The sequence below is a fragment of the Bradyrhizobium sp. B117 genome (assembly GCF_038969555.1).
Lineage (GTDB): Bacteria > Pseudomonadota > Alphaproteobacteria > Rhizobiales > Xanthobacteraceae > Bradyrhizobium.
The window spans coordinates 2,026,598-2,050,883 of sequence record NZ_CP152414.1; the positions used below are offsets into that span (position 1 = coordinate 2,026,598).

At 59.9% G+C, this 24,286-nt stretch carries 26 protein-coding genes and 2 pseudogenes; 19 read left to right on the forward strand and 9 right to left on the reverse strand.

The window, feature by feature from the left end; translation table 11 throughout:
- Positions 1-13 precede the first annotated feature (13 nt).
- The 3 genes and pseudogenes from AAFG16_RS09870 to AAFG16_RS09880 form a co-directional block, all read left to right on the forward strand.
- Positions 14-1,573, forward strand: coding sequence for an aldehyde dehydrogenase (locus tag AAFG16_RS09870; protein ID WP_342739004.1), 1,560 nt, complete (start codon positions 14-16; stop codon positions 1,571-1,573).
- A 14-nt stretch (positions 1,574-1,587) separates the two neighbouring features.
- Positions 1,588-2,775 carry an ABC transporter substrate-binding protein gene (locus AAFG16_RS09875; protein ID WP_342739005.1) on the forward strand — a complete coding sequence of 396 codons (1,188 nt, stop codon included), beginning with the start codon at positions 1,588-1,590 and terminating at the stop codon, positions 2,773-2,775.
- Positions 2,776-2,895: 120 nt separating this feature from the next.
- A pseudogene (locus tag AAFG16_RS09880) lies at positions 2,896-3,180 on the forward strand (helix-turn-helix domain-containing protein); the annotation flags it as partial.
- 230 nt (positions 3,181-3,410) lie between these two features.
- Here the strand turns inward: AAFG16_RS09880 and AAFG16_RS09885 are convergent.
- A complete protein-coding gene (locus tag AAFG16_RS09885; protein WP_342739006.1) occupies positions 3,411-4,298 on the reverse strand; it encodes a helix-turn-helix domain-containing protein in 888 nt (295 codons plus the stop codon).
- A gap of 183 nt (positions 4,299-4,481) precedes the next feature.
- Here AAFG16_RS09885 and AAFG16_RS09890 point away from each other — a divergent pair, with 183 nt between their 5' ends.
- The 5 genes from AAFG16_RS09890 to AAFG16_RS09910 all read left to right on the forward strand — a co-directional run bounded on the left by AAFG16_RS09890 (position 4,482) and on the right by AAFG16_RS09910 (position 9,461).
- Positions 4,482-6,185: an FAD-dependent oxidoreductase gene (locus AAFG16_RS09890; RefSeq protein WP_342739007.1), complete on the forward strand. Its 1,704-nt coding sequence runs from the start codon at positions 4,482-4,484 to the stop codon at positions 6,183-6,185.
- 68 nt (positions 6,186-6,253) lie between these two features.
- The gene (locus tag AAFG16_RS09895) at positions 6,254-7,486 is read left to right on the forward strand and encodes an ABC transporter substrate-binding protein (RefSeq protein ID WP_342739008.1); all 1,233 of its coding nucleotides are present in this window, start codon (positions 6,254-6,256) and stop codon (positions 7,484-7,486) included.
- 22 nt (positions 7,487-7,508) lie between these two features.
- Positions 7,509-7,847, forward strand: coding sequence for an NIPSNAP family protein (locus AAFG16_RS09900; protein WP_342739009.1), 339 nt, complete (start codon positions 7,509-7,511; stop codon positions 7,845-7,847).
- Between the two features lie 37 nt (positions 7,848-7,884).
- The gene (locus AAFG16_RS09905) at positions 7,885-8,679 is read left to right on the forward strand and encodes an SDR family oxidoreductase (protein ID WP_342739010.1); all 795 of its coding nucleotides are present in this window, start codon (positions 7,885-7,887) and stop codon (positions 8,677-8,679) included.
- 38 nt (positions 8,680-8,717) lie between these two features.
- Positions 8,718-9,461, forward strand: a complete 744-nt coding sequence (locus AAFG16_RS09910; RefSeq protein ID WP_342739011.1) for an SDR family NAD(P)-dependent oxidoreductase — start codon at positions 8,718-8,720, stop codon at positions 9,459-9,461.
- A gap of 426 nt (positions 9,462-9,887) precedes the next feature.
- Here AAFG16_RS09910 and AAFG16_RS09915 read toward each other — a convergent pair whose 3' ends face one another.
- A complete protein-coding gene (locus AAFG16_RS09915) occupies positions 9,888-10,697 on the reverse strand; it encodes a transglutaminase family protein (RefSeq protein ID WP_342739012.1) in 810 nt (269 codons plus the stop codon).
- Between the two features lie 122 nt (positions 10,698-10,819).
- Here AAFG16_RS09915 and AAFG16_RS09920 point away from each other — a divergent pair, with 122 nt between their 5' ends.
- Positions 10,820-11,089, forward strand: a complete 270-nt coding sequence (locus AAFG16_RS09920; protein ID WP_342739013.1) for a hypothetical protein — start codon at positions 10,820-10,822, stop codon at positions 11,087-11,089.
- The gene (locus AAFG16_RS09925) at positions 11,086-12,081 is read left to right on the forward strand and encodes a putative zinc-binding metallopeptidase (RefSeq protein WP_342739014.1); all 996 of its coding nucleotides are present in this window, start codon (positions 11,086-11,088) and stop codon (positions 12,079-12,081) included. The genes AAFG16_RS09920 and AAFG16_RS09925 overlap by 4 nt, the downstream gene beginning before the upstream one ends.
- A gap of 114 nt (positions 12,082-12,195) precedes the next feature.
- On the opposite strand, the gene AAFG16_RS09930 is transcribed toward AAFG16_RS09925, so the two are convergent.
- Positions 12,196-12,375: a DUF3606 domain-containing protein gene (locus AAFG16_RS09930; RefSeq protein ID WP_220003171.1), complete on the reverse strand. Its 180-nt coding sequence runs from the start codon at positions 12,373-12,375 to the stop codon at positions 12,196-12,198.
- A gap of 708 nt (positions 12,376-13,083) precedes the next feature.
- On the opposite strand from AAFG16_RS09930, the gene AAFG16_RS09935 reads away from it, so the two are divergent.
- Together AAFG16_RS09935 and AAFG16_RS09940 are read left to right on the forward strand one after the other, a co-directional pair.
- The gene (locus AAFG16_RS09935) at positions 13,084-13,293 is read left to right on the forward strand and encodes a cold-shock protein (RefSeq protein ID WP_092226167.1); all 210 of its coding nucleotides are present in this window, start codon (positions 13,084-13,086) and stop codon (positions 13,291-13,293) included.
- Positions 13,294-14,098: 805 nt separating this feature from the next.
- Complete coding sequence (locus AAFG16_RS09940) at positions 14,099-14,338, forward strand: hypothetical protein (RefSeq protein WP_220003170.1); 240 nt, start codon at positions 14,099-14,101, stop codon at positions 14,336-14,338.
- Between the two features lie 1,138 nt (positions 14,339-15,476).
- Here the strand turns inward: AAFG16_RS09940 and AAFG16_RS09945 are convergent.
- Positions 15,477-16,196, reverse strand: coding sequence for an HWE histidine kinase domain-containing protein (locus AAFG16_RS09945; protein ID WP_312016667.1), 720 nt, complete (start codon positions 16,194-16,196; stop codon positions 15,477-15,479).
- A gap of 216 nt (positions 16,197-16,412) precedes the next feature.
- On the opposite strand from AAFG16_RS09945, the gene AAFG16_RS09950 reads away from it, so the two are divergent.
- Positions 16,413-16,655, forward strand: a complete 243-nt coding sequence (locus AAFG16_RS09950) for a hypothetical protein (protein WP_220003169.1) — start codon at positions 16,413-16,415, stop codon at positions 16,653-16,655.
- A gap of 147 nt (positions 16,656-16,802) precedes the next feature.
- Here AAFG16_RS09950 and AAFG16_RS09955 read toward each other — a convergent pair whose 3' ends face one another.
- On the reverse strand, positions 16,803-16,988 hold the full coding sequence (locus AAFG16_RS09955) for a hypothetical protein (RefSeq protein WP_220003168.1): 186 nt from the start codon (positions 16,986-16,988) through the stop codon (positions 16,803-16,805).
- Between the two features lie 62 nt (positions 16,989-17,050).
- On the opposite strand from AAFG16_RS09955, the gene AAFG16_RS09960 reads away from it, so the two are divergent.
- Positions 17,051-18,259: a sensor histidine kinase gene (locus AAFG16_RS09960; RefSeq protein ID WP_342739015.1), complete on the forward strand. Its 1,209-nt coding sequence runs from the start codon at positions 17,051-17,053 to the stop codon at positions 18,257-18,259.
- Positions 18,260-18,588: 329 nt separating this feature from the next.
- On the opposite strand, the gene AAFG16_RS09965 is transcribed toward AAFG16_RS09960, so the two are convergent.
- Positions 18,589-18,807, reverse strand: coding sequence for a hypothetical protein (locus tag AAFG16_RS09965; protein ID WP_220003167.1), 219 nt, complete (start codon positions 18,805-18,807; stop codon positions 18,589-18,591).
- Positions 18,808-19,375: 568 nt separating this feature from the next.
- On the opposite strand from AAFG16_RS09965, the gene AAFG16_RS09970 reads away from it, so the two are divergent.
- Together AAFG16_RS09970 and AAFG16_RS09975 are read left to right on the forward strand one after the other, a co-directional pair.
- A complete protein-coding gene (locus AAFG16_RS09970; protein ID WP_128963670.1) occupies positions 19,376-19,561 on the forward strand; it encodes a hypothetical protein in 186 nt (61 codons plus the stop codon).
- 36 nt (positions 19,562-19,597) lie between these two features.
- Positions 19,598-19,825 (forward strand): hypothetical protein, encoded by a 228-nt coding sequence (locus AAFG16_RS09975; RefSeq protein ID WP_220003166.1) that lies wholly within the window; start codon positions 19,598-19,600, stop codon positions 19,823-19,825.
- 172 nt (positions 19,826-19,997) lie between these two features.
- Here AAFG16_RS09975 and groL read toward each other — a convergent pair whose 3' ends face one another.
- Positions 19,998-21,638 carry a chaperonin GroEL gene (gene groL, locus AAFG16_RS09980; protein ID WP_220003165.1) on the reverse strand — a complete coding sequence of 547 codons (1,641 nt, stop codon included), beginning with the start codon at positions 21,636-21,638 and terminating at the stop codon, positions 19,998-20,000.
- A 136-nt stretch (positions 21,639-21,774) separates the two neighbouring features.
- Positions 21,775-22,089 carry a co-chaperone GroES gene (locus AAFG16_RS09985; protein WP_220003164.1) on the reverse strand — a complete coding sequence of 105 codons (315 nt, stop codon included), beginning with the start codon at positions 22,087-22,089 and terminating at the stop codon, positions 21,775-21,777.
- Positions 22,090-22,340: 251 nt separating this feature from the next.
- On the opposite strand from AAFG16_RS09985, the gene AAFG16_RS09990 reads away from it, so the two are divergent.
- Positions 22,341-22,514, forward strand: a complete 174-nt coding sequence (locus tag AAFG16_RS09990; protein WP_342739016.1) for a hypothetical protein — start codon at positions 22,341-22,343, stop codon at positions 22,512-22,514.
- 175 nt (positions 22,515-22,689) lie between these two features.
- Here AAFG16_RS09990 and AAFG16_RS09995 read toward each other — a convergent pair whose 3' ends face one another.
- Positions 22,690-22,908: a hypothetical protein gene (locus AAFG16_RS09995; protein ID WP_220003163.1), complete on the reverse strand. Its 219-nt coding sequence runs from the start codon at positions 22,906-22,908 to the stop codon at positions 22,690-22,692.
- 54 nt (positions 22,909-22,962) lie between these two features.
- Here AAFG16_RS09995 and AAFG16_RS10000 point away from each other — a divergent pair.
- Positions 22,963-23,143: pseudogene (locus tag AAFG16_RS10000) on the forward strand (hypothetical protein); the annotation flags it as partial.
- Between the two features lie 506 nt (positions 23,144-23,649).
- Positions 23,650-23,922: a type VI secretion protein gene (locus AAFG16_RS10005; protein ID WP_228749551.1), complete on the forward strand. Its 273-nt coding sequence runs from the start codon at positions 23,650-23,652 to the stop codon at positions 23,920-23,922.
- Positions 23,923-24,286 lie beyond the last annotated feature (364 nt).

The following is a 24,286-nucleotide window of genomic DNA, read 5'->3' on the forward strand; positions in this document are numbered from 1 at the left end:
AAGAGACACTGCAGTGACCAACAGCAATCCAGACTACAGCCCAATGCGTTACCCCGATCGGTTCTTCATCGGCGGCAAGTGGGTCAAGCCGAGCTCGGACGCCGTGATCAGGGTCATCGCGCCGGCAACCGAGGAGGTCGGTTTCCAGGTCGCCGAGGCCAAGGAAGCCGATGTCGCGGCCGCGGTCGCAGCTGCCCGCAAGGCGTTCGATGAGGGGCCCTGGCCGCTTCTGTCTCATGCGGAACGCGCCGGTTATCTCCGGCGGATCGCAGCCAAGCTTCACGAGCGTATCGAGACGATCGCTCAGCCGGCTCCGATGGAATCGGGCATCCTCCATCTGCACGCAAAAGGATCGGCTTCGTCGCTCGGGCCGATCTTCGGGGCACACGCCAACCTTGCCGGAACGTTCCCGTTCCACGAGCGTCATGTGCCGGGTCCGACTGGCGGCGGTGGCGTCGGTGTGCTGGTGCGCGAGCCGGTTGGCGTGGTCGCGGCGATCGTGCCGTGGAATGGGCCGGCGGTCATCTCTGCCTACAAGGCGGCTGCCGCGCTGCTTGCAGGCTGTACCATCGTTCTCAAGCTCTCGCCCGAGGCGCCGAGCGCCGGCTATATCCTCGCAGAGGTGACTGAGGAAGTCGGTCTGCCGCCCGGTGTTCTCAACGTCATCACTGCGAACCGCGAAGCTTCGGAGGCTCTCGTCAAGGACCCGAGGGTCAACAAGGTCAGCTTCACCGGGTCGAATGCCGCCGGCCGCCGCATCGCTTCGATCTGTGCGGATCGAATGGCGCGGGTCACTCTGGAGCTCGGCGGAAAGTCGGCGGCACTGATTCTGGACGACTACGATGTGCAGAAGGCCGCCGATGCCATTTCGAAGTCGGCTCGCGTTCTCACCGGCCAGATCTGCTATTCGATCACGCGCCTCATCATTGATCGCAAGCGGCATGACGATTTCGTCGAGGCACTGAGTGAATCATTCGGCAAGATTCGTGTCGGCGATCCCTATGATGCCGCTTCCGAAATGGGACCAGTCGCTACCGCGCAGCAGCGCCTGCGCGTTGAATCCTACATCGCGAGAGGACGCGACGAGGGCGCGGTGCTGGCCGCGGGCGGTGGCCGGCCATCTCACCTCGGCCGAGGGTTCTTTGTCGAACCCACGGTTTTCGCGAACGTCGACAACCGATCGGTCATCGCCCAAGAGGAAATCTTCGGCCCGGTTCTGAGCGTTATTCCTGCTGATGGCGAGGAAGAAGCCATCCGGATCGCGAACGACTCGATCTACGGACTAAACGCGTCCGTCTTCACCAATGACTCCGCTCATGCCTACGCTGTCAGCCGCAAGCTCCGGTCAGGAACGGTCGGCCATAATGGCTGCCGGACCGACGCGACGATTGCTTTCGGTGGCTTCAAGCAGTCGGGCATCGGCCGTGAAGGAGGCGTGGAGGGACTTCGGCCTTATCTGGAAACCAAAACAATCCTGCTGGATCAGGAACCAGGGTCAACTCGGCTGAAGGGCAATCGGAGCGAACAACCGCTTTCACAGAAGGAGGAGCGACCATGCTTCCAAGGATTCTAACCGTCGCAGTCGGAATGACGTTGTTCGCCGCGGCGCACACGGCCGCCGCGGAGAAAAAATATGGTCCAGGCGTCTCGGACACCGAGATCAAGATCGGCCAGACGATGCCTTACAGCGGGCCCGCATCCGTCCTGAGCACCTCGGGCCGCGTCGAATCCGCCTATTTCAAAATGATAAATGCGCGAGGGGGCGTCAACGGACGCAAGATCAACCTGCTCTCGCTTGACGATGCACTGAGCGCGCCAAAGACGGTTGAGCAGACCCGAAAGCTAGTCGAAGGGGAGGAGGTTCTTGCAATCTTCGGGACGATGGGATCCGGGCCGAACATCGCCATCGCAAAGTATCTCAACAGCAAGAAGGTCCCGCAGATCCTGGTCACGGCAGGATCGTCAAAGTTGGTTGATCCCAAAAATCTTCCATGGACAACGACTTTCTACATGCCGCTGACCATGGAAGCGAAGGCTTACGCGATCTATCTCCTCAGAGCCAAGGCCGGTGCAAAAATCGGTGTCCTCTATCAGAATGACGAATCCGGCAAGGTATATCTTGAGGGTCTGAAGGCCGGACTTGGTAACAAGGCCGCGACGATGCTAGTCAAGGAAGTCGCCTTCGATCTGACGGATCCTACGATCGACTCGGAAATTCTGTCGCTGAAAGCCGCCGGCGTGGACACCATCTTTCTCGCCACCACGGCGCCGAAATTCGGCGCGCAGGGCATCCGCAGAATTGGTGAGATCGGCTGGAAGCCCCAGATCGTGCTGGTCGCGGGCTTGTCTCAGGTCGAGTCGACGCTCAAGCCCGCGGGCGTCGAGAATGCCGTCGGCGCCATCACCTCCGTGTTTCTCAAAATGCCGGCTGACCCTCAGTGGGACGGCGACGCGGCGATGCAGGAATATTACAAGTTCATGAAGGAGTGGGCGCCCGGAGAGCCTGCCGGCGAGGCTCAATCCGTCTCGGGCTATCTTGGAGCTCAGATGCTCGTCGAGGTCCTGAAACGGTGCGGCGAAGACCTGACGCGGGAGAACGTCCTGTACCAGGCCACCCATATTTCAGACCTGCAGCTCCCGATGTTCGTCCCCGGGATCAAGATCAATATCACCCCGGAGGATCGGGTCCCCTGGAAGCAAGCACGGATGGCACGGTTCGATGGAACGAGTTGGGTGTTCATCGGGGACGTGATCGCGACGACCGACGAACACTAGCGGTCGTGGTGGCAAAATTTGTTCGAACAGATGGGCATCTATTGAGCCAAGTGGAGCGCCTGCCGCTCTGATCCGGTCACCCGCGAGTAGGTGCCGTTCGCATATTGGGAGACGTAAGCAATGGGGCGTCGATCAAAGAGATTGCTGCCGCAACAGACGCAGCCGTCCTGCCTAGAAAACAAGGAAGTGATACAGGTCGTATCACGCGCGTTCGAGGTCTTGCGGTGTTTCCAGGGCCCAAGCATGCGCCTGGGCAACCGGGAGATCTCCGACCGCTGCGGTCTTCCTCGATCAACAGTCTCACGTCTGACATGGACTCTCACCCAGATCGGCCAGTTGAGGTACCTGCCACAAGAGCAGAAGTACGCCATAGGCCAAAATGCGTTTGCGTTCGGCACTTCATTGCTTGTGGAGAGCTGGGACAGAGTTGCCTTCGTCGGAGCGCGGGAGCAGGGCAAGATCCATGTTACGGCAGACCAGCTTCGGCGAGTAGCCTCATGACGACGGCACGACGGTTCTCAAGATGTTATTGGACCGGCCGCTCAAGAGCATTGAAGGGCGTCGCAAAACCAAAGCCGCATGCCTTTAACGTTTTTCCTAGCCGAAAGATTGCACGATGTCGCTTGATGGCTCATTCAACCGGCGGCCGTGTGAGGCTCACCGAGGAACAGCCGGTCGCGGAATCGTCCCGGCGACAGGCCGACGTTCCTGGAGAAGAACCGGTTGAAATAGGCCGGATCCGCGTAGCCGAGCGCTGCGCCTATCTCGTTTACGGTCATATCGGAATAGAGCAGGTTGCGTTTGGCCTCCGTGAGCAGCCGGTCGTTGATCAGCGCCAGCGACGACTTGCCCGTCGTGACGCGACAACAGGCATTGAGGCGCGCGGCCGTCACGCCAAGCTTGCGCACGTAGAAATCGAGAGGCGGGTGATTGCGATAATGTCGTTCGACCAGCTCGCGAAAGCGCATCACCGTGTCGGCGTCGCGTGCGGTGGACACGGGGCGGGCGCGCTCCTGCTCGAGCAGCCGCCGCACGGTCACCGCGAGCAGTTGCAGATAGGCCTTGATGGCCGTGCGGCGGCCCGGGGCCGACCAGACGAACTCATGCTCGAGCGAGGCGAACAGGCCGACGAGGTCGATGTCGCTGCCGATCTGTTGCGGGAGAAAGCGGACCGGTATGCGGAAGCCCTCGACGAGATCGGCATCGTGGTCGAGCGCGGATTGCAGGAAGGGCGGCGCAACGGTGATGACGTAGCCGTCGGTGTTGGGCTTGAAACGAATGGCGTGGATCGTGAGCGCCGGGATGATCACGAGCGACGGTGGTGACACCTCCCAGCTCACGCCTTCGACCTCGATGGCGCCGCCGCCTTTGCTGATCACCAGGATTTGGTGGTGATCGGGGTGCGTGTGAGTCCGGATTGTCCAATCGTGGCGCCCGCTGCGCACCGGGATCGGCTCGATATGGAGGAATGACGGCTCGACCGTCGGAGCCGCTTCCTCATATAAAAAGTAGTGCGGGATCATGCCGGTGGGTTCCTCGGCGGCGTCCGATCTGCAATGGCTGGTCGCTGCGCCGCACTTATGGAAAGTACAATACAAAGCGAGTTTCGTCCATTGGCGGCGGTCGCATCCGCCCTTATCCAGATGCTTCGCATGACCCGACGCAACAACGGGGCGGCGCGACAACGCCACGGGAGGAGGACGTCAATGCCAAGACAGCAGCGTGATCTGTCGTGCGACGTGCTGGTCGTGGGCTCGGGCGCCGGTGGATTGGCCACCGCGATCACGGCCAGGAAATCCGGCCTCGACGTCATCATCATCGAGAAGGACCAGTATTTCGGCGGGACCACCGCGTTTTCCGGTGGCGTGCTCTGGGTTCCCGGCAACAGGCATGCCCGTGACGCGGGCGTGGCGGACAGCCGCGAGGCGGCGCGCACTTACCTCAAGCATGAAACCGGCAATCATTTCGATGACGCTGCGATCGATGCCTTTCTCGATGTCGGCCCGCGCATGCTCGATTTCTTCGAGCGGGAGACGGAAGCCAAATTCGTTTTGTCCGCCTATCCCGACTATCATCCGGACGTCGAGGGAGGCGCAACGCTGGGCCGCTCGGTCACGGCGGCGCCCTATGACGCCCGCGCACTCGGCGAGGAGATCCGCAGGCTGCGGCCGCCGCTCGAGACCATCACCTTTATCGGGATGATGTTCAACTCGTCCAACGACGAGTTGAAGCATTTCTTTCGCGTGACGAGCTCGATCACCTCTGCGATCTACGTGGCCAAGCGGCTTGCCAGTCACATCAGGGATCTCGCGCTGTATCGCCGCGGCGTCAAGATCACCAGCGGCAATGCGTTGGCGGCGCGTCTTGCCAAGACCGTGTTCGACCTCGGCATCCCGCTGCTTACGGCAACGCCAGCACAGCGGCTGATCAGCCAGAACGGCGCCATCACGGGTGCAGTGGTGAGCGACGACAAGGGCGAGTACCGGATCACGGCGCGCCGCGCGGTGGTGCTCGCGAGCGGAGGATTTCCCCATGATCAGGCGCGGATCGCCCGTGCCTATCCGCACCTTGCCCGCGGCGGCGAGCATCTGTCGCCGACGCCCGAGGCAAACACGGGCGATGGCATCCGAATGGCGGAGAAGGTCGGCGGCAATTGCGATATCCGCTTTACGAACGTCGCCGCCTGGATGCCGGTCTCGCGCGTGCCGCTCGGCAATCGCACCGGCGCATTTCCGCATCTCGTCGACCGCTACAAGCCCGGCGTGATGGCCGTGAACCGGAAGGGGCGCCGCTTCACCAACGAGTCGGAATCCTACCACGATGTCGGCGCTGCGATGATTGCCGACGGCGCCGGCGGCAAGGAAACCGCAGCCTGGCTGATCTGCGATCACGCCACGATCCGGAAATACGGTCTCGGCTACGCCAAGCCGGCGCCGGTGCCGGTCGGCCTCTTCGTGCGCAACGGCTATCTGACCCGCGGCGCGACGCTGCGCGAGCTTGCCACTAATGCCGGCATCGATGCCGACGGGCTGGAAGCAACGATTCGCGAGTACAACAAGGGCGCGGCGCACGGTGTGGATGCCGCGTTCAAGCGCGGGAGCACGGCCTTCAATCGCTATCTCGGCGATGCCGAGCACAAGCCCAATCCGAACGTCGCTCCGGTCGGCGCCGGGCCCTATTACGCGCTGAAGATCATCATGGGCGATCTCGGCACCTTCGATGGATTGACCACCGACGTAGTAGGCCGCGTGGTGCGCCACGACGGCACGGCGATCGGCGGACTATACGCCGTCGGCAACGATCGTGCCTCGATCATGGGTGGCAACTATCCCGGCGCCGGCATCACGCTCGGGCCGATCATGACCTTCGGCTACATCACCGGCCGTCATCTGGCCGGCCAGCAGGCCTGAACGCACATCGTCCATCCGGACCAACGAAAGCCCGCGCCGGCACGGTGCGGCTATGAGGGAGAAACGACATGAATATCACGCGACGCGGTTTTGTCGGCGCAGGTCTCGCGGCAACCCTGGCGCCGCGCCTGGCGTGGGCGCAATCCGACAACACCATCCGCATCGGCGTCATCACTGACATGTCCGGCATCTATCGCGACGTCTCGGGGCCGACCACGGTCGCTTGCGCGCAGCAGGCTGCTGCCGAATTCATGTCGGCCAATCCGTCCATCAAGGTCGAGATCCTGGTGGCCGACCACCAGAACAAGGCCGATGTCGGGCTCGCGATCATCCGTAAATGGTTCGACCAGGACGGCGTCGACGTCATCGAGAATGTCGGCAACAGCTCGATCGCGCTCGGCGCGAAATACCTGATCGAGGACAAGAACAAGGTCGCGCTGATCACCACCGCCGGCTCGTCCGACCTGACCGGCAAGAGCTGTAGTGCAAACTTGGTGCACTGGTCGTGGGACTCCTGGTGTCTCGCTCACTCTACCGCGACCTCGCTGGTGCGCACCGGCGGCTCGAAATGGTTCTTCCTCACCGCCGACTATGCCTTCGGCCATGCGGCCGAAGCGGATGCGGCAAAGTTCGTCAAGGCGGCCGGCGGCACGGTGCTGGGCTCGGTGCGCTATCCCTTCGGCTCGACGTCGGACTTCTCGTCGTTCCTGCTGCAGGCACAGTCCAGCGGCGCCAATGTGATCGCCTTTGCCAATTCCGGCAATGAACTGATCAACTGCCTGAAGCAGGCGCAGGAGTTCGGGCTTGACCAGGGCGGCACGCGCATGGCGGCCCTGGTCGGCTATGTCACCGATGTCATCGGCATGGGCCTGTCGACGGCGAAGGGGCTGTCGCTGACGGAGACGTTCTATTGGGACCTGAACGACCGGACCCGCGCCTTCATGAACCGAGTGAAGCCGCGCCTCGCCGCCAACGTCTATCCCAATATGAGCCAGGCCGGCGATTACGCCTGCGTGCTGCACTACCTCAAGGCGGTGAAGGAGCTTGGCGTCGAGCGGGCCAAGCGCAACGGCCGCGACGTGGTCGAACTGATGAAGAAGATGCCGACCGACGACGATTGTTTCGGGCAGGGCTCGATCCGTGCGGACGGACGCAAGATCCACCCGGCATACCTCTTCGAGGTGAAGAAGCCGGCCGATAGCAAATCGACCGGGGACGTCTACAAGCTGGTCTCGACGCTCGGCGCAGACGAAGCGTTCCGGCCCGTCGAGGAAGGCAACTGCGCGCTGGTGCGCAGTTGATCGCGCCGCAGGGAGAGCTCCGATGACCGAGCACGCCATCGTCGATTTGCGCGTTTACACCATTGCTCTGCGGAAAATGGCGGAGTTCATCGATGTGTTCGATCGGCTCGCAATGCCGGTCCAGCTTAGATATCTGGGGCGGCCGCTCGGCATGTTCACGAGCGCGGTCGGGCCGCTGAACCAGATCGTGCACCTCTGGGGCTTCCCTGATATGGGCGAGTTCGAGCGCCAGCATGCCGCGCGCGACAAGGATGCGGACTGGCCGGCCTATCTCAGGGCCTCCGAACATCTCATCGTCACGCAGGAGAACCGGCTGATCGGCAGGATCGAACTGCCGTCCCTCGTGGGCCTCGCCTCCTGATGCGTGCGTCGTTTTCTCTCAACTTCCGGAGCCCTGGATGACCTGGATCGATCTCACGTCGAACGTCGCCGTGGTCACGGGCGGCGGCGCCGGCATCGGGCGCGGCATCGCTCTTGGCCTTGCAGCGGTTGGCGCAAATGTGGTCGTCCTCGATAGGGACGAGGCCGGCTCGGCCGTCGCGGCGGAGATCCGCAGCAGCGGCGGACGCGGGGAATTTTTCGCCTGCGATGTCATCAGCGATGACAGCGTCGCGCGCGTCGCCGAACAGATCACGGCCAAGGCTGGTCAGCCGTCGATCCTCGTCAACAATGCCGGCACCATGTTGCCCGGCAGCCTCGATACCGTGAGCATGACCGACTGGGACGGCATTCTGTCGCTCAATCTGACGGGCTATTTGCGCTGCGCGCGGATCTTCGGCGAGCCGATGCTGGAGCGAGGCGCAGGCGCCATCGTCCATGTCGCGTCGATCTCGGCGTCGTTCCCGCAGGGCTACAGCGGCGCCTATAGCGTGAGCAAGGCCGGCGTCGTAATGCTGTCCCGTCAGCTCGCCGTGGAATGGGGACCGCGCGGCGTGCGCAGCAATGTGGTGAGCCCCGGCATGATCCGCACGCCGATGACCGAGGCAATCTATCAGGCTCCGGGCGTCCACGACGCGCGGCGGGCCCTGGTGCCGGCGCAGCGCATCGGCCGGCTGGCGGACATCGCCGATGCGGTAGTGTTTCTCGCCAGCGAGCGTGCAAGCTACATCACCGGTGAGGAAATCGTCGTCGACGGCGGTTTTACCAGGACGATCATGGGCGTGATTCCGCGCCCGGGCTTCGAGAAGAACTGAGGGCGGCCAGCAGGTCGCTGGCCGAACAGGAGGGACCCGTGCTGCTGGAGGGAAAGGTCGCTGTCGTCACAGGCGCTGGCTCCGGGATCGGGGCCGCAATCGCGCGGTTGTTCGTGGCCGAGGGTGCGAAAGTCGTGCTCGGCGATCTCGCCGAAAGCGGTGCTGCCCTCGCGGCCGAGCTCGCCGCCGACAGCTTTCAGGCCGCGTTTTGGCGTGTCGACGTCACTGATGAGAGCAGCGTTGCCGCCCTGATCCAGGCGGCGGTCGCGAAATTTGGCTGGCTCGACATCCTCGTCGCCAATGCAGGAATTCCGGAGCGCAAAGCGCCGATTCATGAGCTCGATCTTGCCGACTGGCGCCGCGTGATCGACGTCGATCTCACGGGCGTGGCGATCTGCAACAAGTTCGCCGCAAGCGTCATGCTGGCGACCGGCGGCGGAGCCATCGTCAACATGGCGTCGATCCTTGGCCATGTCGGCCAGGAGAACAGTAACGCCTATTCGGCGGCGAAAGCCGCCGTGGTCAATCTGACACGGTCGGTCGCACTGACCTACGCTCGCCAGGGCATTCGGGCAAATTGCGTCTCGCCGGGCTATGTCGACACGCCGCTCCTCGCCAAGCTCCCCGAGGCGACGCGGCAGAACATGCTGCTGCGCCAGCCGATCGGACGTCTCGCCCAGCCCGAGGAGATAGCGCAGGTTGTCGCCTTTCTTGCCAGTGACCGGGCCTCGATCATTACCGGCGCATGCGTCCATGCCGACGGCGGTTATACGGCCATCTAATCTGCACAACGTACGGCGTGAACTATTCGGCTAAGGCCGTGGCGCGAATCTGAAGGGCGCGCTGTGAATCGGCGCCGAACTAAGCCCCTTGAACTAACGGTAGCAATTCATTGTAGCAAATACCGGATTCTGCATCGGGTGGGGTCCCAATCGGCGCCGATCGTAACCCCACCCCGATTGGCCTTTCTTAATTGGCTTCAGAGCATTATTGCCGAGACTTGCAGCTGCTTGACCCCGCGCCGATTCACAGCCCGGACGTTGCAGTCGAGGTCCGAACAAAGGCGGGCCGCCTATTTCAGGCGGCACTGATCTTCGAAGCCAATAAATGCAAGCAATAGACCGCTGCTTATCGCGCTTTTGGAGTCTGTGGCGGTTCTGTTCCGCGCTTGGTTGGCAGTTGCATTGCCCAACTCGCCGCTGGGGCGATCAACACACGAGTTCGTCGGTCCAAACCTTGAAGTCCAGTAGGGTATTGGGGCCGAATGTCTGGGTGATTGGAACGTCCGCGGCATCGCGGCCCTGCGCGATCAGCACGCGACCGATCCGCGGAATGTTGTTACGGGGATCGAATGTGTACCAGCACCCGCCGATATAGGCTTCGAACCAGCCGGCAAAATCCCCGGCGGCATATGGAGGTGCCATGCCAATGTCAGTGAGGTAGCCCGTGCAATAGCGCGCGGGGATGTTCATGCAGCGGCAGAACGCAATAGCCAGATGTGCATAATCCCGGCAGACGCCTTTGCCTTCGTTAAACACTTCCCAGGCAGTCTTGGTGGGGCGGGCGTGTTCGTAGCCGAAAGCGATGTGGTTATGGACGAAGTCGCAGATGCCCTTGACCCGTGCCCAACCAGGCGCGGTCTTCTCGAACAACTTCCACGCCACGTCGGTAAGTCGGTCGGTCTCGACATACCGGCTCCCGAGCAAATACATGATGGTGTCCGGAGGAAGATCTTCCACCGCATGTTGCTGCGCTGATGGTACGATCAGGTCGGCCTGACCGCTATCTCGTACGATGCCGTCCGCTGTGAGGCGCATGCGGCCGGCGGGCGCAACGAGACGGCTACACCAATTTCCGAAACCGTCTCGATAGGGCGTGATCGGCACTGACGGCTCGCTGACGAGATGATCGGGCACGACGATGTCGGATGCCCGCGTGAAGTGGGTGCCGACAACTGCAATCAGAGGTGTTGGTTGCGGAAAATCGTAGATCATCTCGAAGCCAACGCGGATTTTCATAGGATCTGGCTCCAATGAGACGATTGAGAACGTCGCAAGAGCTGTCTGCGCATCGTCACCGATGAATGCCGCGAGTGCTCAAGCGCGAATAGTATGACATCACGGCTGCGACCGCCAGCAGCATGCTCGATTGCGGCGGATCAACCGTCCAACACCTGACCGGAACCGATTCCAGAGTGAGGGCTTTGCAAAAGATGGAAATGCGATCCAAAATCAAACCCATGTCCATTCAGCCGGTGCAAGACTGGCTGGCCCAGCTCGTGTCCGACAAGGCGTCCTATCAGGGCGCGCGTCGCACTGTGAGTGCAGCCGACGCTGACATTCTGAGGAAGCGCGCATTAAAGAAGCAGCGCGCATTGATCGGCACCCTCAATGATCGTGTGCGACCATGAGAGAGTTCAAGTGTCCTCATTGTGGGCAGCTAACGGCTTTCGAGGCTTCCGAATGCAATGGCTGTACGCAGCCGTTGATGTTCGATCCTGACCACATGGCAATGATTGGCGTGAAAAGTGCCCTTGAATGCGTGAACCGGAATATCATCGGTTGCAACTGGTGCGCTGTTGCGACAGCTTCCTACTGCCTGTCCTGCTCCCTGACCCAGGTCATTCCCAGCACGCAGAATACGCAAAATGTGTCGCTTTGGACGCGCGTGGAGGAAGCCAAGCGCAGGCTGATCTACGACCTGCGACGGCTCCGCCTGCCCATCGCGCTCGCGGGTGGATTTCTGCTGGCATTCGAGATTCTGTCCGACGAGCACGGGCCGGTCCTGACAGGGCACGAATCCGGCCTGATAACGATCAACCTTGCGGAGGCCGATGATGTGCAACGAGAGATCAGGCGCGTTTCATTTCGCGAACCCTATCGCACCCTTCTCGGTCATTTTCGACACGAAATAGGCCACTTCTACTGGAATGCGCTGATACATGAAGGAGGCTTCCTATCGCCCTTTCGGCTGGTGTTCGGCGACGAGACCGAGAATTACCAGGCTGCGCTTGCTGCCTATTACGCCCGTCAAGATCGGCCGGACGATCCGACAAGTCACATTAGCATGTATGCGACATCTCACCCCTGGGAAGACTGGGCTGAAACCTTCGCCCACTTCCTACATATCGTTTCGACCCTGGATTCGCTGGCAGGACTTCCGCTGTCTTTGGACGCGCGCGCTCAGCACACTCTAAACGATCCCTATCTCGAAAGCGATTTTGGCGCACTTTTGGAGCTTTGGGCCCCGCTCGCACTTACGATCAACCGCCTCAACCGCTCGCTAGGTCTTGCCGACGCGTACCCATTCGACATTTCGCCCGCAGTTAAAGGCAAACTACACCTGGTCCATATGGCGATTTCGGCTTTTAGAAATCGGCAAGAATCAAAGGCAACGCGGTAGATTGTCGATTGTCGGGAGCTCTATTCGTTCTGCCCGCGCTTCCTGGGCTCGAGCAATCTCGCTGGCACGGAGGCACGGTCTTTGTGGCTCAACAGGCCGGCGACGAACCAATACTCACCCTGATTTTAAAGTGGATGCTTCCTTGGTAATGGCCGAGATGGCGGTGCCAGACTTGCGCACGACGCTAGTAAACTGCTCATCCGACAGCTTGAGTCGCTTACGAAGTATCTTGACTTGTACTTTGTCTCTCAAATCCAGCGAATTACGGAAATGGGTCGGCTTGTACCTGTTCATGGCATTCTCTCACAATTGGGGATGGGGAAAGATCGTGACCAGGGCTGGCGTTAAGCCGTTCCTGCCGCGGAGGTCGACCGTCGCGCTCCTCGCGAAGCTTCTGCGGCGTTTAAGGCAACATTCCCCACAGGTCGGCGTTCCGCGTTCTAGAAATATATCAGCGTCAGCGACAGGTAGCTGGGTTAGGTTTGTTGGGGGTCAAAACCGCTGGCGACGCTTAGCGTTTAACAATCTCCGCTGGATCTGGGACAGCTGAGATGGTGAACGAAAGAGCTCGCTTGGGCTTGGGGTTCCGGGACATTTGCGGCTCGATCCGAGGCAAGCTCAAGGCCACCAACAAGATTAAGAGCGCTCGCCTTCCCGGGCGCGTAGAGTAGGGTCCGCGTCCGTTTGGCGTCTGGCACGAAGGGCTCACCAGTCGCAAGATTGAAATATCGGTCTCTGGCGCGAGACCCAGACCCCTCCAGGTTTGGGTCATCCACCTATAACCATCGTCCGACACGCGTTTGGCGAGTGCGGGTTCTCGTAATTCTTGACTTTCTCAACTGCTGGTATATGGTCTCGCCATCGATACTGGCCGAACCGCTGTTCCGCTTTCGCCTCAGATCTTGCGGCGCGCACGTTTCAGACATTCTCCAACATCGACTAATTGGACACTGGCCGCAGCTCCGCGCGCCGGGTCTTGCGCGCACGCGAAAGGAAAACCTTATGAACACGGGTACAGTGAAGTGGTTTAACACCCAAAAGGGCTTTGGCTTTATCCAGCCAACGAACGGCAGCAACGACGTCTTCGTTCACATCAGCGCTGTCGAACGCGCTGGTATGGGGACTCTGAGCGAAGGTCAGACGCTGTCTTATGACGTCGTGGCAGACCGTCGTACCGGTAAGTCCGCTGCCGAAAATCTTCGTGCTGCTTAAACAACAGCACGACAGACCTGTCGCTCCAGCCACGGATGTACTGGCAGAGCTTGCGGTCCTGCCCCGCCCCGAGCCATCGGGGGCGGGGTTTTTGATTGAATCCAGCAAAGAAATTCAATGGGCTCGTCTGTGGTTTCGCTTCGACAATAGGCCCTTGTGTCGCTCGGTTACGACTAAGCTGAACCGAGGTCTGTCTCGAAGCTCATCGCGCAAATTCATTTCCGAGTGGCTTGGTTCGTCTTTCAGGTGCATAGGTCTGTATGCACGATTCTGATCACCGATCTTGTCGGTGCGGCGCCGTCTATAGCCGAACCGAGGCGATGGCACCTAGCCGGCAGATCGCCAGCTTCGATTGCTCGGTTTGCGGCGCTACGATGGAATCATGGAACACCGCCTGGGTGCCCATCTACAGGCTGATAGTCGGCCCAGTTCGACATTCCTCATCGGAAGGGTGATTTCACCTCGCAAATCGAAACGCGGCCTGTCGCAGGAATTGCCGTTCATCGCAATGTCGTTCGGCAACTTGTTTACTAGCATTGACGTGACCGCGGACGATCGTCGGACTTACGCAAGCCAAGTCAGGCGCCGACGTTGGTACTCGCAGCCGTTCTCGAAGGCTGGTTGGCGGCACGTAGTTCAACTTTGAGGGAAGAACAGCAAAGGCTTTTCAGGGAGTTGCACTTCAAGCCGCGCGATGTTTACAGGCTGCCCCAGTCTGACACAACGAAGTGCGACCACGCCGGCGTGTCGACTAAACGCGGCTGCATCTGGAACGTGCTATCCTTGGTCCCAAGCAGGAGATTCAATGAGCATCGTAAAACGTCATCTGGCCGAGCAAGAAGAACGCCTGGTACTAATCGAGGAAATTTGCATCGATACAGGAGCGCTTGTCTTGGATACGGCCACCGACGAAGTCTACTTTTCTGCAGACGAACCGGCTTACAAGAACGCCTACGTCACCGTGTTTCAAGCCTGGGCGAAGGGCACGATCAAGGGCACAGCGGAACAGATATTCGAGGCAACAAAATCCATTCTTGACGACTAGGGATTCCACCGGACACCAAGAACTCAGATCGAGTTGTGAGCGATGAGGAAGAATTATGCAATATGCCTACAAGCTGAATGAGGACGTTCGCCATCAAGCTCAAGGCCCGCAAGGACGCGCCGGAACTGAACCGCAGATGATTTACACGATCGTACAGCACATGCCCCTCGAGTCTGATGGACGAGTTAGGTATCGTATCAGGTGCAAATCCAAGAACATCGAGCGCGTTGTTACGGAAGATCAGCTTTCGTATTTTCAGTGATCGCAAGCGTCCGTTCGGGCTCGTACGCTTTCCGAAGGCAACGAGGAGGAAAAATGTCAGACCGGCGGGAGCTCTATCGGAGCCCAAATGGCGACGCATGGCTCATCGCACGCGAGCCGACAAACGGTTACGCTTTCATCATCCACCAGCCCAATTCGCCGTCTGGCGGCCGGCTATCTCATGTTGAGTTGGGTGAGTTCTTGCGTGACGGGAAGGGACCCGAACAGCAAGCATTGTTGCGCTTGATCGGAACGCTAGTCGAGGTACCGCCCTTTGCGTAGGAGGCACCCGTTTATCATGGCCGCATCGCCTTGTAAGGCAATGCCACGTCAGCAGCTGCTACCCCCCTTGAAGGCGTTGAGACACTCTTCTTGATAAAGGAGCACCTGAGGCCTCCGGCCGCGAAAGTACTCCACGGCTACAAGCCAGTACCTACCGGCGAAAAATGGCGGTTTGGTTGAGGGAAGCTGGATCAGTGGAGATGGTAGCGGGATATTCGACGCGCGCCAGAATCTTCCCAGGGGCATGATCGTTGAGGAAGGCGTCATCAAGTTACTTCGCGTAGCCTTGTGATCGGAGCCAGGCAATCCGACGCTCTCCATTCAGCCAGTCATCAATATCGGCTTTGCTCGTGAAGCCCGTGATTTCTCGAGGCTCTGCGCCTGGATAATCAGCGATGATAGTCCAATCGCCCTCAGATTTGCGAACCGGTTTGAAGCTCACTTTTATTTTTGCCATGCCGGACCATGCAGGAAACCTAGCGGAAAAGGAACCTCGTCCTTCACAAAACAGGTAGTTACCCACCAGCTGTCACTGCAATCGGGCTCTCCGTCCGCAACGACTCCGGAGCCCGCATTGTCAGGGGCCGCAGGGAAATCATTTGCACCTTGAATAGAGGGAGGACTTGTTATCCCTGATGGATATCTTCCTCGAGTGAAGTAGTTCACGCCTCTGCCAAAAGCGGCATAGCGAACGTGAACTTGGCTTCTTCACTCGTCGATCCGTCGCAGCGGCGCCAGCCAGTGCGAGGGTCTCGGCTTCCGCCACAGCTTGAAAGCGCCCCAAGAAGGCGTTGCGGTACTCCTTGGCTGATCGGCCTTCCACTTCTGTCTGACTGGCGAGCGATCGCACGATTGCGAGAAGGTTCTTCATCCGATGGCGGGTTTCGGCGAGGAGAATGTCATTTTGGGCGTCGCGCTGCTGCCTGTCGGTCACGTCCTCGAACAGGATGAGGATGCTCGTGCTGTTATTGTCGGGGTGAACCAAACGGCGCGCGCTGACCAGCATGGTGCGCCGACCGATGGTCGGGAACTCGGCCGTCACCTCGTATCCAACGACGGCCGTAGACCGGGGGATGATCTCGCGCACAAGGCGCTTGAGCTCGGGGATATCCCATTGACCGTTGCCAAGGTGAAAAAGGCTCCGCCCGACGGTGTCATCGCGAGCGACCCTGAAGGTTTCGTAGAACCCACGATTGGCTGTAAGCACGCAACCCGACTGGTCAAGAACCAGGAGGGGTTCCTCCAGGGTGTCAACGATCCCTTGCGCCTGGACGTGCTCGCTGCGCAGAAGCCGGTACAAGTCTTCAAGATCCATCTGACGGATAACCTCAGCACTTTTGTGCTTAGGTTAGGACGGGTGCGGTCGTTCACAAAGGAAATTGGGTAGCAGCCTCCGTTGTTCCTTCTTGCAGTTCCAAGCTTTGCTGATTGGTGAGGGAAGATCTATCGGCTCGAGCGCTGGCAAAGCGTCGTAACTGTCTTAGGAACGAAAGTAACAGGGGTTAATTGACGGGTTAAAGATCGGTTGCCGATGGGAAGGTACTATTTCGATGTAAGGGACAAATACGGGCGCGCCGTCGACGAGGAGGGCCTAGAGTTCTCCACTCTTGAGCAGGTAGAGCGAGAAGCCGCTCGCGCTATGGCAGATGCTGCAGCCGATAGCTTTGAGCGCCCCGTCAAACCGAGCGAGTCCTCGATCGAGGTCCGTGACGAATCCGGGCTTGTGATGCGGCTACGCTTCACGGTGCAGATCGAGCGCCTGAGGAAGCAGTAAGGTCGTCTCAGTCGGCAGGCTCTCCCGGCAGCGGCGGGCTAAAGGCATTGCCCCCGACTGACGGCGACAACTGAATGATGGGCAGCAGTGGGCCACCCGTTTGAAGCGGAATGTTCGAGCAGCAGCGTATAGGGCAGGTGTGGGGTGTCAGCAACGCCGACCCTTCTCCGCGTGTTCACGCTCCTCGGCAGCGTGAAGAGCGGCCTGTTGTTCCAAAACGCGGCTTTCGACGTAATTGCGCTCGACATCTGATAGCCGCGTGTTGAGCAAACGATAATATCGATCAATGTTCCTGCTTTGGGCTTTTGCAATCGCGTAGCTGATGGCAGTCATTTTCGACCTCCTTGCCGTGCTAGGCGGGCGAGAATTGGCGACAGGGTACCAAGATGCCGAGCATGGATGCGACGAACATTGATGCGCTCACGCGGCGGTGGCATGATAGTGCGATCGTCGCATCTCCCGGTGCCCCCATGCGATCGCAGGCCCGGCTTCCTGATTCGGTCGCCGCCGTCATCATTAGCGACCAGCTCGCCAACCGGCGGTCGGCCGCCCCCGATTTCCTGCGCGAGAAACTCGCGATCCAGGATCTCGCTGAAGTGATGTCCGACCATCCGGAAGAGATATTGCCCCGGCTGGTCAGGACCGGCATGGAAATCTGCGGCGCCCATTCCGCGGGCATCAGCATCTTCGAGCCCGAGGCCAACCAATTCCGCTGGTACGCCCTCGCAGGCAAGCTCTCGACTTTCGAGGGCGCCACGACGCCGCGCAATTTCAGTCCTTGCGGCGTGTGCCTGGACCTCGCAGCGCCGATACTGATGGAACACCCCGAGCGGGCCTACGACTGGATTGGCGACGCCCGCATCACGATCCCCGAGGTGCTGCTCGTGCCCTTAGGCGTGAAAAGCGCCGCAGCGATCGGGACGCTGTGGCTGATTTCCGATGCGGGACATTTCAACAAAGAGCACGCGCGCGTCACGGCCGAATTGGCTGCCTTCGGTGGCATGGCGCTGCGGATGATCCAAAGTGAGCAGAAGCTCGCTCTGGCCATGCAGCGGCAGGAAACGTTGATGCGCGAGATGAGCCATCGCATCAAGAATCTCTTCAGCGTCGCCGATAGCATGGTCCGGATGACGGCTCGCAACGCTGAGACCAAGGAAGAATTGGCTGAAACCCTATCGGGCCGGCTACACGCATTGTCGGAGGCCAACGGACTGATCCGACGCTCTTTCGGCGACGACGTCGCAGCCGTCGCCAACCTGGGCGATCTCGTCGCCTGCATCCTTCGTCCGCACGGGGTGGCGACCTCCAATTTCAATGGGCCGCCGGTCGCGATCGGCGAACAAGCTGCCGATCATCTGGCGCTAGTCTTCCACGAATTGGCCACCAATGCCGCCAAATACGGCTCCCTGAGCCGTGACAAGGGGGGCATCGATGTTACGTGGTCGGTCGACGCCGACCGTCTGGAGATCGATTGGACAGAGACCGGCGCGGATGCCGTGGCGGCCCCCACGTCGACGGGCTCGGCACGAAGCTGGTCGAGACAACGATCGAGCGGATCGGCGGCAGAATCCACCGCACCTGGACTCTGGGTGGCCTCTCGGTAGCCATCTCTTTGCCGCTGGGCTCTCTAGGTCGCTAAAGCGTGCCTGCCACCGGTCCGGCGCCGCTCCAATAGACTCGCCACCTGATCGGTAGGTTCGCGGACCATAGCCGTCACCCGGTCGTGCTGAGACGACCAGCCTTTCGGCCGCTGCATCGATTGAGCCGATGCGGTTGCCGGATCCCGCGCAGCGGACAGCCTCGACTGCCTCGAAATCGGCCGACATCGAAGCCCCCATAGGCCGAATCGGTGGTACACGGCGCGGGTCACAAATTTGACCAGGCTCTTTGGGAATCCTTTTTTCCCGCGGGTTTTGGCGCTCCAATCTCGCGACTATCGGGATTCGGCGCGCGGCAGCTTGTAATTCACGGTTAGCAACGTATCGTTCGCGTAGTCGAAAATCAGATTGTCGAGTTCTGCCATTTCAGCTCGCATGGCATTACAGCAGAAGATCATCCATCTATTGGAGACCGGACCCTTGCAGATGGCGTGATAGAGTTCTTTGGCATCGATGATGAGACTGCAGCGTCCCCCAGCTGCGGCTGCCTCCAATCGAGACCGAATCTCCTGCCTGAACCGATTGGTTGAGATCATCACCTAGTGTTCGACCTGTTCAAAGGCAACTGCACCCGCGGCATCTACGACAACATGAAGACCGCGGTTGAGACGATCTTCGTGGGCAAGCGCGTCTCTACAATCGCCGGTTCCCAAGCAGCATACGAGGGTCGATTCCCTTCGGCCCGCTCCATCTCATTTTCGTGCGTTATCAACCTATTGTAGCCTGGATGCTGCTCTTCTGGTGGGTTTCCTTCCTGCTATTCTACAACACTTCTACAACAAGCGCCCTCCGTCCATTTCAGTGGTTTTGGAATGAATTGGCTCTATACGGGGGCCGATTAAGCGATGCCCCCGAACTTGAATGAGCGATCCAGGGTCAGCACAGCTGCCACGTGGCGTGCAGATTAGTGAGTCGCCCTAACGAGCGCTATGGCCGCCAGTCGGGGGGAAGAAGTTTCAAGTCGCCCCCTGTGCGACAAACGTCTATCATAGGTCCCAGAAATGATTTGGGCAGCCAATGTCTGGATAGCCCGGGACCAACCGTCGGTGCGAGGATCTGGCAATGACCAAACTGAAGCGCTCCGCCGAGCAACAGGTCGCGGATGAAGCAGACCGAAAGGCGCAAAACCCCGTTGGGGCGCGGCAAACGATAGCGGACAGCCACGCCGATCCGGCTTTCCAGCAAAACCATAAACGTCTCAGGGCCGAGCGCCTGGCGCGAGAGGCCCGGCTCAAAAGCAAGAATTGACCCAACCCATACAAGCGAAGCATCAGATCGAAAAAGATGACAAAAATATTTGGTGAATACGAACCGCCCAAACCAATCAGTAAAGCGGAGCGTGAAGCACGCAATGCCTTCCGCCAAGTCGACGCGGAGAAGGCCATGTCCGAGCACGCGCTCGCCGAGAAGGCCTTTGCTCAGAATCGAGAGCGATTGAAGGCCGAGCGGCTGGCACGGGAAGCCGTAGCGAGCCCGGTGCCAAAGAAGCAACCCAAGGCGAAGAAGAAATGAATCCGCACGGACGGCTGCAGAAGTTGTCCTTGCTGGGCTCACGCTGAAGCAGGCGACTTGGTGCCGATGGCAACGAAATAACTCCAGGGAATAGTGAAACGTTGACCGATAGATGCAGGAAAGGCCCGGAACATTGCTGCCGGGCCTTTGTGCGAGTGCCTGAGCGGCGAACTTAGAAGTCCATGCCTCCCATGCCGCCACCGCCAGGCGGCATGCCGCCAGCCGCGTTCTTCTTCGGGACTTCGGCGACCATCGCTTCGGTGGTGATCAGGAGCGCCGCAACGGACGCGGCGTTCTGGATCGCCACACGCACCACCTTGGTCGGATCGATAATGCCCTTCGAGATAAGGTTCACGTACTCGCCTGTCTGAGAGTCGAACCCATAGGCGTAGGTTTTGCTCTCGAGGATCTTGCCGACGATCACCGAGCCGTCTTCGCCGGCATTGATCGCGATCTGGCGAGCGGGGTAGGACAATGCCTTGCGCACAATCTCGACCCCGGTCTTCTGGTCGTCGTTCTTCGCACGCAAGCCCTTGAGCTGCTCGGAAGCACGGAGCAGGGCGACGCCGCCGCCCGGGACGATGCCTTCCTCGACCGCAGCGCGGGTCGCATGCATCGCGTCATCAACGCGATCCTTGCGCTCCTTGACCTCAACCTCGGTCGCGCCGCCGACGCGGATCACCGCGACGCCGCCCGCGAGCTTGGCGAGACGCTCCTGCAGCTTCTCGCGGTCGTAGTCCGACGTGGTTTCGTCAATCTGCGCCTTAATTTGATTGACGCGCGCCTCGATGTCAGCCTTCTTGCCGGCGCCACTGACGATCGTTGTGTTCTCCTTGTCGATCATCACCTTCTTGGCGCGACCGAGCATCGCAAGCGTCACATTCTCCATCTTGATGCCGAGATCTTCCGAGATGGCCTGGCCACCGGTCAGGATCGCAATGTCCTGCAGCATGGCCTTGCGGCGATCGCCGAAACCCGGAGCCTTGACGGCCGCGACCTTCAGGCCGCCACGGAGACGATTGACGACCAGAGTGGCGAGCGCCTCGCCTTCCACATCCTCAGCGATGATAACCAATGGCTTGCCGCTCTGAACAACCGCTTCGAGCAGCGGGAGCAGCTCGTTGAGCTGAGACAGCTTCTTTTCGTTAATGAGGACGTAGGCATCATCCATTTCCACGCGCATCTTGTCGGCGTTGGTGATGAAGTAGGGCGAGATGTAGCCCCGGTCGAACTGCATGCCCTCGACCACCTCAAGTTCGGTCTCGAGCGACTTGGCTTCCTCGACGGTGATGACGCCCTCGTTGCCGACCTTCTTCATGGCATCGGCCAGGAACTTGCCGATCTCGGAGTCCCCATTCGAGGAGATGGTGCCGACTTGAGCGATTTCCTCGTTCGAGGTCACCTTCTTGGAGTTCTTGACGAGGTCGGCGACCACGGCTTCGATCGCGAGGTCGATGCCGCGCTTGAGGTCCATCGGGTTCATGCCGGCAGCCACCGACTTGGCACCTTCGCGGACGATCGCAGCGGCCAGGACGGTGGCGGTGGTAGTGCCGTCGCCGGCCGCGTCAGCGGACTTGGAGGCGACTTCGCGCACCATCTGCGCGCCCATGTTCTCGAACTTGTCCTCGAGCTCGATCTCCTTGGCAACGGTGACGCCGTCCTTGGTGATGCGGGGGGCGCCGAATGATTTGTCGAGCACGACGTTCCGGCCCTTGGGGCCAAGGGTCACCCTGACGGCGTTTGCGAGAATATCGACACCGCGAAGCATGCGATCGCGGGCGTCGACGCCGAATTTCACTTCTTTGGCGGACATTATGATCCCCTTGGGAACGGATGCTCATGCCCAGGCCCGAAGGTCGTCTGGGCAATGAGATCATCAGGTAGGCTTGGACCCGTCCTGCGAGAGACCGACTGCGCCGGCTGCTCAGGACGGATCGGACAACGGCAGATTACGCCGCCTTCTTCTTGGACTCGCTGACCTCGAGCACGCCCATGATGTCGCTCTCCTTCATGATCAGAAGGTCTTGGCCGTCAATCTTCACTTCGGTGCCGGACCATTTGCCGAACAGCACGCGGTCGCCGACCTTTAGGTCGATCGCGATCAGCTTGCCGGCTTCGTCGCGGCCGCCGGGGCCAACGGCGACGATTTCGCCCTGCGAGGGCTTCTCCTTTGCATTATCCGGAATGATGATGCCGCCCTTGCTCTTTGCTTCGGCGTCGATGCGCTTGACCACCACTCGGTCGTGGAGCGGACGGAATTTCATGAGTGCCCTCTGTTCTGTTTTCGGCCCCAGCAGTCTAACCTCGAGACTGCCAACCTTCTGCAACTATGTCCGCGCGAGCGACATACAAGACACTGCCGGAGCGATATTCGGCGGCGAGTGGTCTGCGTGAGAAACCGATAGCTATTTGCTGGGAAAGCGCGCACGGTGCCTTCGAAGCCGAACAACGGCTTACCTTTGTGCGTCCGCGCTATCGCTCGCGGATGCGCAACGCGATGATGCGAGCGGGTCTCATGCGTGATTTTCTGGTCGATCTCGCGGTTGTTATCATGAAGGCCCGGGCTCGTGGCAAAGGCGCGCTACGTGCCCGACCTTGCGCGAATCCTGGCGCTGACCGCGGTATGTACGATCGGAATCTGGTCGCCTCGGCACTTGTGAACCTCACGCCGCTCGTCGGGAAGAACTGAGCTGGCGCGAGCTGGTGGCCAAGCAACAGGAGCCCCTTTTTCGGGGCTCGCAACAGAAAGCAGTTTATATGCAGAATCTCTCACCGCGGCACGTCAAGTTGGAAGAATCCCTTCGGCTCGGCGTGGCTTCCGGATGGTATTCGACCAAAGTCAGTGGAACGTTTGTGTCCGGTCCTCACGAGTCGGAGGCTGATTGCCTGCGCAGGATCGCGGAAATTAATCCTCCGCCCGCGAAGCGGAAATGATCCGATCTCTGGAGCTGCCAGTAAGAGCACACAGTTGACAAATAGCCGACAATGCAGAGCAAGAGTTCGTCGCGCAACAAGCCCGTCAGGAGGGTGATCGCAAGGGCTAACAAAGCAACGATCAGGAACGCATATGGAGTGCCGGCCATGTTCGCGGATCAAGAACAAGCAGTGATGACGCGGCTTTCGTCTTTGTCAGGTGCCGCTGGTACACATTCGACGCACGACAACAACACTCCGCGAATTGGCCGCGTCCTGATCGCTCAAGGCCGCGATGCGGCAGATGTTCCGATTGTCAAAACTTTCGGACCTAACACGCTCGTCAGCTTCAAGGTCTGGACTGACGAGCTTGTGCAAGCACCGATTGAATACCAAACGGGCTGAGATTGATCTCGCTAATTGTTTAGAAGGCTGCTACACGGTTCGCATCACCGCACGCTACTTGGCTGTTATCGGTGACTGAGAGCGTTGCGCTCCCGCCTCAACCCAAGAGAAGGCGGTCAGATGTCAAATTCCGACAAATTCGACATTCGAGAGTGGCTCGTACCGCCTTTGTTGGTACCGGCCTTCCTCACTGCTGATTGCGATGACGGCCATTTTATAGCGGTATCCGTTCAATTACCTACGTCAGAACTGCAATCGGGGCGTTGAGCCTGTTCAAGCCAAACGGGAGCCCAAGATGGCAAACACGGCAATCATCAGGGACGCGTATGGGGTTCCGGCAATCTTCGTTGGTTCGAAGACTGGCCGGGACGATGCGCCCTTTGTTTTCGTGAGGGTCGGAGGTGAGGAGCGCCGGATGCGTTGGTCCGAATGGGATGCGCTTCCGGCCTGGACCGGCGAGACTCCGACTTGGGCGAGTAAAACCAAATAGCGGTGGAGTGTCTAGCATGAGGATGGTTCGAACAGGCACATGGACCGCCGCGCTTTTGCTGGCATCGGTACTGGGCATATACACGCCAGCAGCTTTTGCCGCGGAGCCGAATTGCCGTGCGATCGAAAGCACCAGCGCGCGCCTCTCCTGTTACGATGCGGCATTTCCCCCAAAAGCCAGCAAGCCCACGGAAGCCGGCATCGACTCATCGTCGGGCTACAAGGATCCATTTCTTGCGGAAGAAGCCCGAACCGCCGCGAAGCTCAAGAATATTTGCCGCGGTTGCTGAGTTTCGCTTCCGGACACGAGCGCCAATTAAGAGATCCTGTAACATGACGAACGATGCTAAAGATCGCCGAGTGGGTCGCCAACGAAAGCGAGCCCTTCACCTGGCTGGCACGGCTTTGGATGGCAAGGCAGATCGTTCCGCGAGTTCAAGAGACCAATCGGCCAGAAAGCAGCGCCTGCTTGACGGGCCAGCGGAATTCAAGGAGGTCCGAGTAGATCGTTCGAAGAAGACCCCAGACAATGCTGAATGACCGAGGTTTGTCGCCGCCGACGGTTGCTCAGCCCGAAAAGTCATGAATGGCGCATGGAACATCAGGGCATCAAATACACTGTGGTCCAGACGATAAATCCGCCCGGTTGGAAGT